Here is a 16,100-nt window from a genome sequence, read left to right on the forward strand (position 1 = left end):
CTTGCGAACCCTTGGAGCCTCCATCCGCACCGCCCGCCGTACTCTGCCGCTGATCATCGGCGCCGCCTGCCTCACCCTGGCCCTCACTGGCTGCTCCGACGAAGACGGCCCAGCCCAGGCCCGGCAGACGCCCAGCGCCAGCACCGCCCCGAAGCCCGCGCCCGCTCTCAGCGCTGCTCAGGCCCGCGACGTCATCACCCGCTATTCCAAGATCAACAACGAGGCCAACGCGGACCGCGACCGGCGCCTCCTCGACACCGTCGAGGACGGACCCCTGTACGCGATGTCCGTCTCGGACTACACCGAGACCGAAGGACTCCCCGCCAAGGACCGCGAGCCGTACGAGCGCTGGTCCTACGACCTCGCCAGCGCCAAGCTGTACATCCCCCGCCTGGCCGACGGACAGGACCGCTGGTTCGCTGCCGCCCTCTCCAGCGAGAAGGGCAAGGCCCCCTCTCGCCTGGCCGTGTTCGCCGAACAGCCCCAGCACAAGCGCTGGGAGATGGTGTCCGTCGTCGACCTCGACAGCCAGAAGCTGCCCGACGTCGCCCTGGACCGCGAGGGATACGCGACGGCCGTGGCCGCCAACGACAACAAGCAGCTGGCCGCCGACGCCGACCTGCTGCGTACTGCCGTGCTGGACAACTTCACCACCGGAGGCACGAACACCGGAAGCAAGGTGTTCGCGCCGACCAAGGCCAGCAAGCGGCAGGTCAAGGTCCACAGCGATGCCGCAACACGCTTCGGCGACAAGGGAACCAGCGTCTTCGACGGAGCCGACAACCGCTTCACGGACGCCTACGCCCTCAAGACGGAAGACGGCGGCGCGCTGGTCCTCTTCTCCCACACGCACACCCAGACCGACGCCGTCGCGCACTCCGGCCTGCAGATCAACCCCGGCAAGGAAGACCGGGCCTGGCTCCACGACGTGCCCCGCATGTCCATCCGGTACACGTTCGTGTGCAACGACGCCGCCACCGTCCCCGCGAAGGCCGAGCCCTCCCGCCTGATCGGCTACACCTGCGCCCGCACCGACGCCTCCGGCCCCCCGGTCCCCTCCTGGTCACACCGCGCGTAGCCGCACCCGCCCGCCACTTCGACGGCCACCGAGGACATCCCTCGCCCTCTGCTCGCTCCGGAGAACTCCTGTCCACACAATCCTTCATCGCCCGCCCCACTGCCGGCACGGGGTACAGCGGCATCCACGTCCAGCTCGACGGTGTGCCCAGCAACCACCTCCCGCTCCTCCTGGCCGCCTACCAGTACAAGTTCGGACGCGACATCGAGGCCATGGCCCAGCACCTCATCGACGACATCGGCGTCGGCTGGGACGAACTCGGCACCGATCTCCTCGACGGCGCCCCGCCCACGCTCGTGGCCGCGCTGACCGGCGGCGAACACTGGCCCAGCCGGACCCTCGATCACCTGATCACTCCGGACGGCTCGCCCCCGGTGCGCATGACGGTCACCGCCACCACCGCCGACGAACTGGGCATGCCGTGGGGCTACATCCTGCATCCGCAGGGCATCGAAGTGATCAGCATGGCTCACACAGGCGCGGGTCCCCTCGTGGCCTGGGACACCGACCCCAGCACCCCCTTCAGCGACCACCCGGCGCACTGGCCCGCCATCACCACACGCCGGACGCCCAACACCTCGCGCACCGCGCGCCCCGCTGCCGGTGCAGCGCCGACCGGGCCCCGCACGGCTGCCCGCCGCTGACCCTCACTGCCTCTCATTGCCGGAGACTTCCCTGCCCGCTCCCCTGATTACGGTCGTCATCGCCACCCGCCTGCGCGACGACCGCCTCGACTACCTGACCGCCATGCACGCCAGCCTCACCCGGCAGTCCGTACCGTGGGAGGCCGTGATCGCGCTCGACGGCGCCTCGCCGGACCGCCTGCCGGCCCCGCTCGCGCAGGATCCCCGGGTCCGCACGCTGGCCCTGCCCCGGCCGGTCGGCGCCGCCTGCGCCCGCAACCTCGCTCTCACCCACGTCCGTACCCGCTACGTCAACTGGGCGGATGACGATGACGAGTTCACGGACGACGCGATGCCCGTGCGGCTAGACATCCTGGAGTCGACCGGCGTCGGCTGGTGCGCCGGCTGGAGCCAGGACCAGCATCCCGACGGCTCGACCACCCTCTGGCGCTGCCCCACGCCGCCCGGCCGGCACCAGGCCGGGGAGGTGTGGACGTACTGGAAATCGCCTGCGGACACCATCCCCATCGGGCCGACCACGATCCTCGCCCGCACCGACCTCGTGCGCGCCGCCCCCATGGGCGGCCTCGTCCAGGGCGAGGACTACTGCGCGGCCCTCGGCGTGACCTCGCTGGCACCCGGGATCCTGCTGCCAGTCCCTGTGTACCGGTACCGCAAGCACCCCGGGCAGATGACAGCCCAGGACGGATACGACCAGCTGGAGGCGGCGGCCCGGGAGCACGCCTGGGCGTACGGGCGCAGCCTGCGCGCCGTCCTGCACGGTGGCGAGGACCTGGTCCGTGGCTGAGGCTCAGATCATCCTGTCGCACAGCCGGGAGTCGGGGATCGTCGCCATTGCCTCGGGCGAGCAGTATCCGTGGGCGCACACCGCCCTCGCGGAGAGTGGCTTCCAGCGGGACGACGACGGCGTGTGGCACCTGCCCGCGGACGGCACCCAGACCACCGTGGTCGATCTGGTCACGTGCGCGAAGCGGCACCGCGCCAGCGTGCACACGAGCAGCCGGCGGTACATCGGCGACGCCGCCCGTGACCTCGCGCGCCTGCTGCCCGGCCAGTGGCACGCCTCGGTCGAGATCTATGCGCACCCGGCCTGGCAGGAGGACCTGGTCCCGTGGATCTGGGACAGCGGCGACCTCGGCCGCGCCGTCCGCAGCGAGCGGATCCCTTACGCCGCGGTCCTCACCGACGCGGCGCAGGGCACCACACTGTTGTTCGTCGAGCGGCCCGGCCATCATCTCGGCTACCTGGTGGGCGCCTTCTCGCCGGAAGGGCTCGAAGGAGGCTATGGCGATCCCCACGCTCCGCCCAGCATCGTCCTGCCGCCGTTTCCCGGGCGGGCTGCCCAGGCCCTCACCGACCGGTACCTTCCCGCCTACGAGCAGGCCGTCCATGCCCGCCAGACGGCGGCCATCGCCGGCGTGCTCGCAGACATCCGCTCCGAGCACGACGCCTGGCAGGCCATGAACGCCTCCGGCAGCTACAGCGACGCCACCCCGCTGAGCGCCGCCGCCCTCGGCGCCTCGACGGAGCTGTTCCTCGACCACGCCTGGCGCCGTTTCCTGACCGTCGTCGACCACGCCCCGACGCTGCTCGACCGGTGCCGGCCCGCGAACAGCCCGTGGCCCGACGACGCCTCAGCCCTCTCCCGTCTGGCCGACGCCGTGAGCGATGCCGAAGCCCTGCTCGACGAGATCGTCCACGGTGATGCCGTACCGGAGCAGGAGCGCCGAGCACGCGCGTGGCCGGCGATCGAGACGTGGCTCACCGACGGCGACGCGTTCTTGCGCCAGGCCCGCCTGAGCGCACCCCACCGCCGCCCGGCCCTCCCCGTCACAGCCCCGGCCCGCCCCCTCCCCGAGGCCCGGCCGGCGTACCGCAGCCACTGACCGTTCCACCCCGACAAGTCTGGAGATTCCCGCCCCTTTGCAACCCGGCACCCACTTCTCCTTCGGCGACCACAAGGAACACGGCTTCGTCGCCTCCTTCACTTCCTCGATTCCCCAGCACCTCGCCCACTGGTTCCTGGAGCGCGAGCAGTTCGAGCCCGTCCCCGGTGAACCCGGGCTGTACCGCCTCAGCGAGCCCGAGCGCGACGGAGTCCGCCGCACCCACCAGGCCGTCCACGACCTGCGCCGCCACGGCTACACCGTGCAGGCCGACATCCGCCTCAATCCGGCCCTCTCCGTCGGTCCGCCGCGCCCTGTCCGGCCCCACGGGCTCCAGGAGCGCCGCAGCAGGCTCGCCCAGGCCGCCGCCGGCCGAACGACGCAGCGCTCCACCCCGCCCACCACCTCCCCGCCGTCGGCCCGGTCGATCCCGCCGAAGCCCACCTACGCTCCCACCGTCCACCTGACGGCCGCAGCCGGCGGGCGGTCCCGATGACACCCGCGAACAGCCCGGCCCCCGACAGTCCTTTGCCGACGGCGTCCGCACTGGCCAGCAAGGCACGCGACTTCCGGCTGCGGATGGCCGTCATCGACTGCGAGACCGATGCCGCCCTCGACATGACACGCGACCGCCACGGCCGCACCGTCCACGCAGACGCCGCCGCAGCCGCACGAGCCCACCGTGACAAGGCGGCGGTGGAGGCGTACGTCACCCACCTCGCCCCGCACGCCGAGGCTCTCCTCGATGCCGCCCGACTTGCGCTCGACGAGTTGCCGCCCGCCCGGCACCTGACCGGGTGGCGGGCCGTCCTGGACGGCCTGGCATTCTCCGCCGCCGAGATCCGCCGGGCCCTCGGCCGGCCGGCCGCGCCCGGCTCCCCAGCCGAACGTGCTCAGCACGCGGCTCTGTGGCCGCACCTCACTGCCTGGGCGGACCACAGCCCGATCGCCAGCAACCTCGCCGACCAGCGCGACGGCCGGCACCACCAGGCTCCGCTGACCGACGAGGAACAGCAGCTGTGGACCGCCAGGGCCCAAGCCGCGCAGAAGCGCGGCGAGCTGGAGCTGACCGAGTCGTGGTACGCCGCCGACGGACAGCCGATCACCCTCGCTTACCTGGTCGAGGACGACGACTCCATAGTGGTCGCGCTGCGCGGCGACCCGGGCGTAGCGGGCTGGCAGGTGATCGGGCACTTCGCCCACGAGTACGAGGCGGGCAAGGCCCTGCCCGCTCCGGTCCCGCCCGGCGTGCTGCGCTCGGACATCTCTCGGTTCAACCGGCCGGCACCGGCCCCGGAGCTGTCTCTGCAGGACCTCATCCGCGACGTCGTCGAAGGCCACAGTGCCGGTGACGCCTCGAACGCTCTCCTGGGAGCCGTCCAGCGCGGCTACGCCGCCGGCCCGATGGTCCGCCTGCAAGAACTTCTGGAGACGACCAGCCAGTTCGCCAGCGCCCTGGAGACCGTGCAAGGCCGCCAGATCGCCGCCCGCCTCTCCGCGCTGGGCCGGCAGATCGAGTTCCTCACCCGCGAAGTCGAAGAGGCAGCCGAAGACCTCGGTGCGACCGTCGCCGTCCTGCCCCCGCACCGCACCCCCGTGCTGCGCACCCGCCCGCGCCCGGCCGTGGACACCACACCGCCCGCGCCGCCGCCCCGCGCCAGCACGACCGCCCGCCACCGTTAGGAGATCCGCATTGCCCGAAGCAGCAGCAGAGCCGTTCATGCCGATCCGGCACACCATCACCGGCGAGATCACCACCACCGGCTACAACGCCGCCGCCCGGCGGATCCTGCTCCAGGACGGCTTCGAAGAAACGCCCGGCTGCGCCTGCCGAGTGACAGAACTCGGTACGGAGCAGGCGCACGGGGCTGCCCAGCAACCGGCTAGCTGCTCGTCGCCGGCCGTCCCGTGCCCCTGGACCGAGCCCTCGGTCGGCCGGTGAGCGCCGACGGTACGCCCCGGTTGGCCCGCTCGCCGATGTCGGCACAGCCCGTGATCCCCTCCGAGAGCGGCCGGCCTCTTTAGCGCATCGCCCACCCCGACCCCACCCACACCTGTTGAAGGGTTCTCGTTTTGACCACACCCGGGCCTACCAGATCAGCGCGCACCAAGGGCGGCGAACTACGGGCCAAGGTGGCCCGACTGCTGGCCGACCGGCCGGCGGATAAGCTCACCATCGGGGACATGGCCAGGCAGCTGGGCCACTCCCACGGCGCCGTCCGCAACGCCGCCCTCACCCTGGTGCGACGCGGCGAGGCCGATCAAAGCGGGACCGGACAACCGCAGTTCCGCGCGAACGCGAAGACCGCCGCAGCCGCGCAGAGGGCTGTGATCAGCCCACCGGGCACTCACGCTCCCCGCGCCCAGGCGGCCACGGCCCGTACGACCTACACCGCAGCAGCCGCGCCCAAGCAGACCGGGCCGATCCGCCGCGCGGGGGGGCCAGCTTTACCATCCCCGGGAGCTGGCCGATCTGCCCGACGTCGAGGCGTTGAATCGCTTGCGCGACGCCGACGTGCCGGTGCTGCTCTACGGCCCTCCGGGCACCGGCAAGACGAGTTTGGTCGAGGCGGCGTTCCCGGACCTGCTCACCGTCGCCGGTGACGGCGACACCACGGTCGGCGACTTGATCGGCGAGTACACACAGGATGACGCGGGAGCCTACGTCTTCCAGTACGGTCCGCTGGTCACCGCGATGACCGAGGGCCGCGCCCTGCTGATCGACGATGCCACCTTGATCTCACCGAAGGTCCTGGCGGCGCTGTATCCCGCGATGGACGGGCGCAGGCAGATCCAGGTCAAGGCCCACAAGGGCGAGACCATCAAGGCCGAGCCGGGCTTCTACGTGGTGGCGGGCCACAATCCCGGCGTCCATGGGGCGGTGTTGACGGAGGCGCTCGCGAGCCGGTTCAGCGTGCAGATCCAGATCGGCACGGACTACGACCTCGCCCTGGCCTTGAGGATCGATGCCCGGGTGGTCCGGGTCGCCCGACACCTCGCCCAGCAGGTCGAACTCGGCGAGCTGGGCTGGGCCCCCCAACTGCGGGAACTGCTCAGCTACCAGAAGACCGAGGCCGTCCTCGGCACCAAAGCCGCGCTCGCGAACCTCGTCGGCATCGCTCCTGTGGAGGATCGCGACGCCGTCGCCGACGCCGTCACGAAGGCTGTCGGCATCAAGAAGATCGCACCTCTCACCCTCGGCAAGCAGCTCCCCGCCTCAGCCGCCCGGCAGCCTCCGGGCAGCACCGGCTCCGCACACCGGGGCCGCCCGCGATGAGCGCCCACCACCACATCCAGTCCATGCCGGACGACGACGCCGACCTCGCGCGCTGGGACGACGACGGCGCACCGCCCGTGCAACCCCGCTCCTCCCCGGCCGCGTGGCTGCGCGTGGGAGCCGAACTCGGCGACCGGCTGGTCGCCCTCTCCGGCCGCCAGGACCTCCTCGTCACCTGCCGCCCCGGCACACGCAGCGGCGCACCGGCCGCCTACTTCCCCACGCTGGGCGAGGTCGAGTTCGACGCCCGCCTGTTCGCACCCCTCCAGCCCCACGAGATCCATCCGCGAATCGTGGGCGACGAGGACCGGTATCCCGCCGCCTGGGGAGTGTTCGTCCACGAGGCCGCGCACGCGGCCCACTCCGTCTGGACACAGCCTGCCGGAGCCAACCCCCGCGTCGTCGAGGCCGCGCTCCTGCTGGAGGAGAGCCGCGTCGAAGGCGCGCACCTGATCACGCGGCCCACGGACCGCACGTACCTGCGCACCAGCGCCCGAACCCTGGTCATGCCCGACATCAACCACCCCGCCCTCCAGGGCATCGAGCAGGCCGCCGCCGCGGCAGCCCTGATCCTCGGCCGCCGGGACGTCGGCATCCTGGACGCCGGCGAGACCCGGGCCGTCGCCGAACTGTGCGAAAAGGTGCTGGGCCAAGACCTGCTGACCACCCTCACCAGCATCTGGACAGCAGCTCACCAGTGCGCCGACCACGACGCCACGACCATGCTCGCGCACGGTCAACAATGGTGCGACGCTCTGGACGCCGCGGCCCCCGCCCTGCCCGTGCCGGAGGGCCTCTCCGATCTGCTGACCGGCGCCGTGAAGGTCGTCATGGACCACGCGGCAGCCACCGACGCGGCCGACCTCGCGGCACAGGACGCAGCGGCCAACGCCATGGCGTCGCGCTCCAAGGCGCAGGCTCAGGACCGCGCCCAGCGAGCCCGCCAGCGACGCAAAGCCGCCGCCACCGCCAAGTCGGTCTTCAACGCCCGTAGCACCACCGTCCACCCCGACGGCACACCGGCACCCTCCGGCAACCCGGTCACCGGCACCCGCAGGCCCACCGTCGCCGAGCAGAGTGCCGCCGCACGCCTGAGCCGCGCCCTGCGTGCCGCCGCCTACCGCGAGCGGACCGAGGAACGGACCACCAGCCCCACCCCGCCCGGCCGCCTCAACATGCGCGCGGCCCTCGCCCGCGACGCTCAGCGCGCCGCCGGGTCGGTCCCCACCGCAGAACCGTTCACCCACACCCGCCGCCGGAACTCCCCCACCCCACCACTGCGTGTGGGGATCGCCGTCGACGTCTCCGGCTCCATGCGCGCCGCCTGCAAGCCCGTCGCCTCCGCTGCCTGGATCGTGGCACGCGCAGCAGCCCTGACCGACCCCGACTCCCGCACCGCCACCATCGCCTACGACAGGCACCTAACCGCACTGACCCGACCCACCCACCGAGCACCTGAGCGCGTGACGACGTTCGATGCCACCGGCGGCCACCACAACCTCGCCGACGCCATCGACGCACTCGACCACGGCCTCGAACTCAGCCGCCCCGGCGCCGGCCGCCTCCTCGTGATCGTCACCGACGCCCACTACGGCAGCGACGAAACCGCTCAAGCCGTCACCCGCGTCAAGCAGCTCACGACCGCCGGCTGCGCCGTACTCCAGCTCACCCTCACCGCGGAATCCCGCCACTTGCCGGGGACCACCTTGCTGCACCTGCCCCAGCCCTCCAGCGCTCCCGCCGCCATCGCCAAGGCGGCCACAGACGCCATCCGCAGGACCCGCTGAGACGACGCAGAAGGCGGAAGCGTCCCCGAGACCACCGCCAAGCACTCCAGACCACCCCCGTCCGCCGCATGACTCGTGCAACCCCAACCGTCAACGAAAGGCACTCGATTTGAAGCCCCAGACCAGCGGCCCGACCTCGAACGTAACGCCCATCAAACGGAATTCCCCGGGGGTAAGTACGCACTGGACCGTGGAGCACGCCTGCTCCCACCGGGTAGATCACGACCTGTCCAACCGCCCCGCCGACAAGCGGGCCGGCTTCGCCCGTTGGCTCGCGTCGAAGGACTGCACCGACTGCTGGAAGGCGGCGCGCGACGCCGACTCCGCGTCCAAGGAGAAGTGGCTCGCGGAGAAGCGCGCCGAGGAGCAGGAGGCAGCCGCCGCCTGGGCCAAGCAGTTCGACATGCCGCAGCTGGAGGGCCCGGCCAAGGCCCTGGACTGGGGTGAGCGCTCCCGCCATCAGCTGATGATGGCCGCGCACACCGCCCTGGTCGTCGAGGGCTTCTCTGTCAAGTTCAGCGTGTTGAGCTGAGCGGTTCCAGAAACAGCGCCATCACTGACCCAACCCTCGACCAAGCGGGACCTATCGGTACGGCTGCAATGACTACTGCAACTCCTCTTGCATGTTCTATGCCATACCCCATAAGTTACCGACAGGTAGCCCATCCGTTCGTGGAGGCCACGTCATCGTCGGGAGGTTTTGGGCAGGTGAGTCCGCGCAGGAGTGAGAGCCGTGACCGGATGATCCTCAGCGCCGCTGCGCTGCTGCGTGAGTACGGGGCGAGCGCGACCAGCATCGACCGGGTGCTCGCTCACAGCGGGGCTCCCCGGGGTTCGGTGTATCACCACTTCCCCGGCGGGCGGGCGCAGCTCATCGATGAGGCGGTGGCCTTGGCGGGGGATTTCATCGCGGGCCTGATCGATGCCGCGATGCAGGCGGATGATCCGGTGGAGGCGGTCGACGCGTTCTTCGTGCTGTGGCGCGACCGGCTGGTGGAGAGCGGGTTCCGGGCCGGGTGCCCGATCGTGGCGGTGGCCGTCGAGACCAACGACGACGCACCCCAGCTCGCCCGCTCCGCCGCCGCCGTCTTCGCCCGCTGGCAGGAAGCCCTCGCAGGTCTCCTCGTCCGGCATGGGCTGACAGAGGAGCGCAGCCGCCGGCTCGGCGCCTTCATCATCGCCGCGGTCGAAGGCGCGGTGATCATGTGCCGGGCCGAGCAGAGCACCGCCCCCATCGAGGCCGCCGCCGCCGAGATCCACGACCTGCTCCTCTACGCCCTGGGTGACCGCCCGGGCACTGGATCCGGGCCCCGGCCCAAGGCGTAGCCCGCAGACCTTGACCCGCGTCAGATCAGTAACGAAGGAGTCGCCATGCCCTCGCTCGACCGCCACGACAACGTCTTCGTCCTCGACCTCGGAGACGGAGAGAACCGCTTCCACCCCGACTGGATCACCGCCGTCGGCGCCGCGCTCGACGAGGTGGAGAAGGCGGAGGGGCCCCGCGCCCTGGTCACCGCCGCCACGGGGAAGTTCTACTCCAACGGGCTCGACCTGGAGTGGCTGTTCGCCCACGCCGACCAGCACCAGGACTACGTCGTCTCCGTCCACGAGCTGTTCGCGCGGATGCTGTCACTGCCGGTCATCACGGTCGCCGCGCTGCAGGGGCACACCTTCGCCGCCGGCGCCATGTTCTCCCTGGCCCACGACTTCCGTGTCATGCGCGCCGACCGCGGCTACTGGTGCCTGCCCGAAGCCGACATCAACATCCCCTTCACCCCCGGCATGGCCGCACTCATCCAGTCCCGCCTGGCGCCGCAGACCGCGCACACGGCCATGCTCACCGCCCACCGCTACGGCGGCACCGACGCCGCGGCCGCCGGCATCGTCGACCAGGCCGCCGCCGAGGAAGCCGTGCGAGCCACCGCGATCGAGATCGCCCAGGCACAGGTGAACAAGGCCGGCGACACCCTGGGCACCATCAAGGCCCGCATGTACGCCCCGGCCCTGGCCACCCTGCGCGACACCACCAACCCGCTCGGCTGAACCGGCACCTCACCGACCGCACCACCCCGCCCTCGGGAAGTTCTGCCCGGGGGCGGGCCGTCCCCACCGTCCACCGCCTGAGGAGACAGGACTGATGACCGCCTCCACCGAGACCTGGCACAAGAGCGCGTGCATCCTGTGCGAGAACAACTGCGGCATCCAGATCCAGACCGACGGCCGCCGCTTCGCCAAGATCCGCGGCGACAAGGACCACGTCGCCACCGCCGGCTACACCTGCAACAAGGCCCTGCGCCTGGACCACTACCAAAACGGCGGCACCCGCCTCACCACACCGCTGCGGCGGGAGGAGGACGACAGCTTTACTCCCATCGACTGGGACACCGCCATCCGTGAGATCGCCGCCCGGCTCGAGACCGTGCGCGACACCCACGGCGGCGAATCGATCTTCTTCTATGGGGGCGGCGGACAGGGCAACCACCTCGGCGGCGCCTACAGCGGCGCCCTGCTGCGCGCCCTCGGCGCCCGCTACCGCTCCAACCCCCTCGCCCAGGAGAAGACCGGCGAGGGACACGTCGACGCCCACCTCACCGGCGGACACACCACCGGCGACTTCACCCGCGCCGAGGTCTCGCTCTTCCTCGGCAAAAACCCCTGGCAGTCCCACGGCGTCCCGCGCGCCCGCACCGTGCTCAAGGACATCGCCAAGGACCCCGCCCGCACGATGATCGTCGTCGACCCGGTCCGCACCGAGACAGCCGACCTCGCCGACATCCACCTCCAGGTCAAGCCCGGCACCGACGCCTGGTGCCTGGCCGGCCTCCTCGGCATCCTGGTCCAAGAAGACCTCCTCGACCACGCCTTCCTCGCCGCCCGCACCACCGGCGCCGACACCGTCATCGCCCAGCTCAAGGCGGTGGACGTCGCCGCCTGCGCGCGGACCTGCGGCGTGGACGAGGACCTGCTGCGCCGGACCGCCCGCGTCATCGGCAACGCCTCCAGCGTCGCCACGTACGAGGACCTGGGCGTCCAGCAAGGGCCCAACAGCACGCTGGTGTCCTACCTCAACAAGCTGACCTGGCTGCTGACCGGAAACTTCGCCAAGCCCGGCGCCATGCAGCCCCACTCGTGGATCGCCCCGCTGGCCCGCTACTCCACCCACCCGCGCCACACCCCCGTCACCGGAGCGCGGATGCCCGGCGGCCTGGTCCCCTGCAACGTCATCGCCGAGGAGATCCTCACCGACCACCCCGACCGGTTCCGCGCGATGATCATCGAGTCGTCCAACCCCGCGCACTCCCTGGCCGACTCCGCCGCCTTCGCCAAGGCGCTCGCCGCGCTCGACCTGGTCGTCGTCATCGACATCGCCCTGACCGAGACCGGCCGCCAGGCCGACTACGTCCTTCCCGCCGCTTCGCAGTTCGAGAAGTGGGAGGCGACGTTCTTCACCTTCGAGTTCCCCCACAACACCTTCCACCTTCGCGCTCCGGTCCTCGACCCCCTGCCCGGCACCCTGCCCGAACCCGAGATCTACGCCCGCCTTGTCCGCGAACTGGACGCCGTCCCCCGCTCCAGGCTCACCGCGCTGCGCGCGGCGGCCCGCCTGGGCCGCACCCCGTACAAGCTCGCCTTCGCCGCCCTGGCCGTCCTCGACAAGTCCACTCTCGCCATGGCCCCGCACCTGCTGTACGAGACACTCGGCCCCACCCTCCCCGACAGGGCCCGCTCCGCCGCCGTGCTGTGGGCGCTCGCACAGCGCATCGCCAAGGAGCACCCGGCCGCCATGCGCCGGGCCGGACACCGAAACGCCGACGCCCTGTTCGACGCGATGCTGGAAGGCCGGTCCGGGATCACATTCACCGAGGACGAGTACGCCGACGCCTGGAACTACGTCCCCCACCCCGGCCACCGCATCCCGCTGCCCATCCCCGAACTCCTCGGCCTCCTCGCCGACCTGGACACCACCCCGGCCGTCCACACCACCGAGGACTTCCCCATCGTCCTGGCCGCCGGCCAGCGCCGGGCCTTCACCGCGAACACGATCTTCCGCGACAACACCTGGCGCAAGCGCGACCGCCAGGGCACCCTGCGCGTCAGCCCCCACGACGCCGAACAGCTCGGCCTGTCCGACGGCGCCCCCGCGCAGATCACCACGAGCCGCGGCACCGCTCAGGCACTCGTCGAGATCGACGACCGCCTGCAACCCGGCCACGCGGCCCTGCCCAACGGCTTCGGCCTCGACCTGCCCACCCAGGACGGCGGCACCGAACGCACCGGCGTCGCCCTGAACACCCTCACCGACCTCACCTGGCGCGACCCCATCGCCGCAACCCCCTGGCACAAGCACGTCCCCGCCCGCATCGAGCCCCTTCCCGCCTGACGAACACACCGCCCCCACGGCGGCGGCACCACCCGCACCACGCAAGGAGAACGACCTGTGACCACCACCGACTTCGCCGCCATGACCGGCCTGGAACTGATGCGCTGGGTACAGACCGAACGGCCCACCGACATCCCCTCCATCGGCCGCCTGCTCGGCATGCGCTTCGACGAGGTCGACCACGGCCGCATCGTCATCTCCCTCGACACCCGCCCCGACTTCGCCAACCCCCTCGGCACCGTCCACGGCGGCATCGCCGCCACCCTCCTCGACTCCGCCATGGGCTGCGCCGTCCACACCACCCTCCCCGCCGGGACCGGCTACACCACCCTCGAACTCAAGGTCAACTACATCCGCGCCGCCCGCACCGACGGCCAGACCCTCACCGCCACCGGAACCGTCATCCACGCCGGCCGCCGCACCGCCACCGCCGAAGGCAAAGTCCACGACGAACAGGGCAAGCTGATCGCCCACGCCACCACCACCTGCATGATCTTTTAAAGCGTTCAGCGCAGCCGGCTTCAACGGCCGCCGGGGCCACGTTCCGCGTGTGCCGTCGGCGGTCGAGGCTGCCCGGGCAGCACGTGGATGACAGCGTCACGGTCTGTGAGCTGCTGACGCAGGATCTGGTTCTCGACCGTGACCTGGTGCAGAGCGCCCACAAGGGCTGCGACATCGGCCTTGAGCTGGCCGATCTCTTCAGCGTCCGCAGCCCGCAGCTCTTTGAGCCGCCGGACCTGCTTACGCAGCCGTCGCTCGCTGTCCGGCGTCTGCCCCCGAGCGCGCACCCTGTCGTAGAACTCGTTCTTCAGGTCGGTGTGGCGCTGGGTGAGGGCGTTGCGGGGAACCTGGGCCTCGGCTGCGAGAGCGACGATGGTCAGGGCGCCGTTTGAGTGTTCGGGGGTTCCGCTCAGGATGCGGTCCATGGCCGCGCGGATCCGCGGCCGTTCGTCAGGGGACGGGCTCATGGGGTGCTCTCCTGGAGGGTGGTGCGGTCGCGGGCATGATCGTGTGCCTGGGCCCGCAGACGTGCGGCCCGTCGGCTGAGCCGCTCGCTGAGAGGGCCTGGTACCGCCTGTGAGCGTGCTTGCTCGTCCAGGGATGTGGCTCGCCGCAGAAGCTGGTGGGCGTGGTCGTCCGTGCGGGCGATGTTCGCGCATGCCGGCTGGCAGCGGTCAAGGCTGGGGCTGTCTGTGGGGACCGTGCGGTGGCAGAGGGCGCGGTCTCGTTGGTACACGCACATCAGGAGGGAGTGGGGGTTGTCGTAGACGGCTAGGGCGGGGTTGTCGAGGATGTCGCGGGCCTGGCGGGGGGTGCGGATGGATCCGGCGAAGGCAGGGCTGTGGGCGGCCGCCTGGACAGCACGCCGTGCGGCCGGACCGGAGATGCCCGTACCGCCGGCCAGGTCTTCGTTCAGGGTGGTGAGGGTGTCGGCGGTGGCGCGGGCGGTCTCGATGTCGAGGAGTTCGTGGATGCCGTCGCGGCTGCGTGAGGCGTAGCCGGCGCTGATGCTGGTGCGCAGGTGCCCGTACTGGATGGCGAGGGCGACCAGTCCCCCGGGGCGGCGGGCGATGTGCCAGGCCAGGGATCTACGGAACCGGGCCACCGCGATACCTCCGTGCGGATCGTCGGGGATCTGCTCGTGCGGACGGCCCAGCTGCCTGGCCGTGGCCGACGCCCAGTGGACGAAGTCATCGGTCCGGGCGCGCAGCCCTTCGTAGCCCAGCGAGGTGCCGTCGCTGGTACGGACGTGCTGGAAGGTGTGGGCGGCTGAGTCGAAGAGGAGTCCGCCGGTGGGCACCATCCGTTCCAGAACACGGACTGCGGCGACGACCGGAGGAATCGCCACCCAGGGGACATCGCGTAGTTCGCCGGCGGAGTTGTGGTTGCCTTCCTCATCCGAGGAGCCTTTGAAGACCCGTCCGTGGATGAGGTGGCGGCCGGACGGCGGGTCGGGGCAGCAGCCGGTGCGCAGGGCCATCACTTCGCCGGGCCGCATGCCGGTGAGGTAGGCGATGACGATGAAGCACGCGGTGCCCAGGTGCCGCATGAGGGTGCCGGCCTCGGTGTAGTCCAGGGCCGTTGTCCAGGGCGTGCCCTCTACACGGCCGGTGATTGGAACGGCCAGGGGGCAGGGCCCGGGGTGTCGGCGGACGTACTCCCCCAGGTTCTGCCACCGCTGCGTGGAGGCGAGAGCGTTGATCTGCACGGGCGAGCACCCGGTAACGGCGGCAACGTACCGGGCGCAGATCAGGGTCTTCCCGAGCATCTGGCGGCTGGGCACCGGGGCACCGCGGGAGGTCAGGTCCTCCAGGTAGCGCTTCAGCGCGGCCTTGGAGGCCGGCGTGGCCGGGTTAGTTGTTGCCCGTGCGGTCAGGCGGTTGCTCTCCTGCCAGGCTTTGAGGATGTCGTCGGCGAAGTCGTCGACCATGCGCAGCGCCCAGACAAGCAGCGGGCCCATCGTGGCCGGGGCGATCGGCTCGGTGGTGTTCTCCCCGCGCGATGCCTGGACGGGGAGGTGGTCGTCGATGCCTTCTCGGTCCCACGGCGGCAGGCCCAGGCCCAGTGGCGCCGGGCTGATCGTGTCGAACGCGCAGAGGCGGGTCAGGGCGCTCAGGGTCTTGGTCATCATGCTCCGACTGGCTCCCGGCCGGGCGGCCAGATGCCGGGCGTACTGGCTCATGACCGTCGGCGTGCACGTTGCGAGGCCGCCGTCACCGCGGCCGTCCAGCCAGTAGGCAAGGTTGCGCCATTCCAGGACGGTGGCATAGAGGACGGAGGCACCGATCCGGGAATGCCAGGCGGAGCGCCCCACCAGGAACCAGTCCGGCAGAGCCTGGTTGATCATGACCCAGGCGATGAGCCGGAACTCCTCCCGGCTGCGCGGCGGGAACCCTGCCCAGTGCACACTGCGGCGGTCTGCACCCGGGTTCGCGATCAGCGGCTCCAGCGGCCACACGGCCGCGCCGTAGGCGGCGACCGGACCGCTGTAGCCGTCGACCACCCGCTCGGGCACGATCGCCGGAGTATCCGCGCGGGGAAGAATC

At 71.3% G+C, this 16,100-nt stretch carries 14 protein-coding genes and 2 pseudogenes; 14 read left to right on the forward strand and 2 right to left on the reverse strand.

The features are described 5' to 3' along the window. The first annotated feature begins 1 nt into the window (after nt 1). The 14 genes and pseudogenes from DCW30_RS25195 (at nt 2) to DCW30_RS25260 (ending at nt 13,554) form a co-directional block, all read left to right on the forward strand. Nucleotides 2-1,078: a DUF8094 domain-containing protein gene (locus DCW30_RS25195; RefSeq protein ID WP_103557378.1), complete on the forward strand. Its 1,077-nt coding sequence runs from the start codon at nt 2-4 to the stop codon at nt 1,076-1,078. Between the two features lie 143 nt (nt 1,079-1,221). Next, nucleotides 1,222-1,722: a hypothetical protein gene (locus tag DCW30_RS25200; protein ID WP_103557379.1), complete on the forward strand. Its 501-nt coding sequence runs from the start codon at nt 1,222-1,224 to the stop codon at nt 1,720-1,722. A 43-nt stretch (nt 1,723-1,765) separates the two neighbouring features. Continuing rightward, entirely contained in the window at nt 1,766-2,509 is a 744-nt protein-coding gene (locus DCW30_RS25205; RefSeq protein ID WP_076688703.1) for a glycosyltransferase family 2 protein, read from the forward strand. Continuing rightward, nucleotides 2,502-3,608, forward strand: a complete 1,107-nt coding sequence (locus DCW30_RS25210) for a hypothetical protein (RefSeq protein WP_076683744.1) — start codon at nt 2,502-2,504, stop codon at nt 3,606-3,608. Before DCW30_RS25205 ends, DCW30_RS25210 begins: the two co-directional genes overlap by 8 nt. Before the next feature lie 37 nt (nt 3,609-3,645). Beyond that, nucleotides 3,646-4,104, forward strand: coding sequence for a hypothetical protein (locus tag DCW30_RS25215; protein WP_076683746.1), 459 nt, complete (start codon nt 3,646-3,648; stop codon nt 4,102-4,104). Continuing rightward, a complete protein-coding gene (locus DCW30_RS25220) occupies nt 4,101-5,291 on the forward strand; it encodes a hypothetical protein (RefSeq protein ID WP_103557380.1) in 1,191 nt (396 codons plus the stop codon). Before DCW30_RS25215 ends, DCW30_RS25220 begins: the two co-directional genes overlap by 4 nt. 37 nt (nt 5,292-5,328) lie before the next feature. Continuing rightward, nucleotides 5,329-5,550, forward strand: a complete 222-nt coding sequence (locus DCW30_RS25225) for a hypothetical protein (RefSeq protein ID WP_076683748.1) — start codon at nt 5,329-5,331, stop codon at nt 5,548-5,550. 191 nt (nt 5,551-5,741) lie between these two features. After that, nucleotides 5,742-6,885: pseudogene (locus DCW30_RS25230) on the forward strand (AAA family ATPase). After that, a complete protein-coding gene (locus DCW30_RS25235) occupies nt 6,882-8,672 on the forward strand; it encodes a vWA domain-containing protein (RefSeq protein ID WP_076683749.1) in 1,791 nt (596 codons plus the stop codon). The pseudogene DCW30_RS25230 and the gene DCW30_RS25235 overlap by 4 nt, the downstream one beginning before the upstream one ends. Before the next feature lie 190 nt (nt 8,673-8,862). After that, nucleotides 8,863-9,174: pseudogene (locus DCW30_RS25240) on the forward strand (hypothetical protein); the annotation flags it as partial. Between the two features lie 206 nt (nt 9,175-9,380). Next, complete coding sequence (locus tag DCW30_RS25245) at nt 9,381-9,998, forward strand: TetR/AcrR family transcriptional regulator (RefSeq protein WP_237283346.1); 618 nt, start codon at nt 9,381-9,383, stop codon at nt 9,996-9,998. 45 nt (nt 9,999-10,043) lie between these two features. Beyond that, nucleotides 10,044-10,715, forward strand: coding sequence for an enoyl-CoA hydratase-related protein (locus DCW30_RS25250; protein ID WP_076683753.1), 672 nt, complete (start codon nt 10,044-10,046; stop codon nt 10,713-10,715). A 94-nt stretch (nt 10,716-10,809) separates the two neighbouring features. Next, a complete protein-coding gene (locus tag DCW30_RS25255) occupies nt 10,810-13,053 on the forward strand; it encodes a molybdopterin-dependent oxidoreductase (protein WP_076683755.1) in 2,244 nt (747 codons plus the stop codon). Between the two features lie 57 nt (nt 13,054-13,110). After that, entirely contained in the window at nt 13,111-13,554 is a 444-nt protein-coding gene (locus tag DCW30_RS25260) for a PaaI family thioesterase (RefSeq protein ID WP_076683757.1), read from the forward strand. A gap of 20 nt (nt 13,555-13,574) precedes the next feature. On the opposite strand, the gene DCW30_RS25265 is transcribed toward DCW30_RS25260, so the two are convergent. After that, entirely contained in the window at nt 13,575-14,021 is a 447-nt protein-coding gene (locus DCW30_RS25265; RefSeq protein ID WP_076683759.1) for a hypothetical protein, read from the reverse strand. Further along, nucleotides 14,018-16,069 (reverse strand): hypothetical protein, encoded by a 2,052-nt coding sequence (locus DCW30_RS25270; RefSeq protein WP_079249934.1) that lies wholly within the window; start codon nt 16,067-16,069, stop codon nt 14,018-14,020. Before DCW30_RS25270 ends, DCW30_RS25265 begins: the two co-directional genes overlap by 4 nt. Nucleotides 16,070-16,100 lie beyond the last annotated feature (31 nt).

The sequence above is a fragment of the Streptomyces alfalfae genome, from assembly GCF_004127445.1.
GTDB classification, from domain to species: domain Bacteria; phylum Actinomycetota; class Actinomycetes; order Streptomycetales; family Streptomycetaceae; genus Streptomyces; species Streptomyces alfalfae.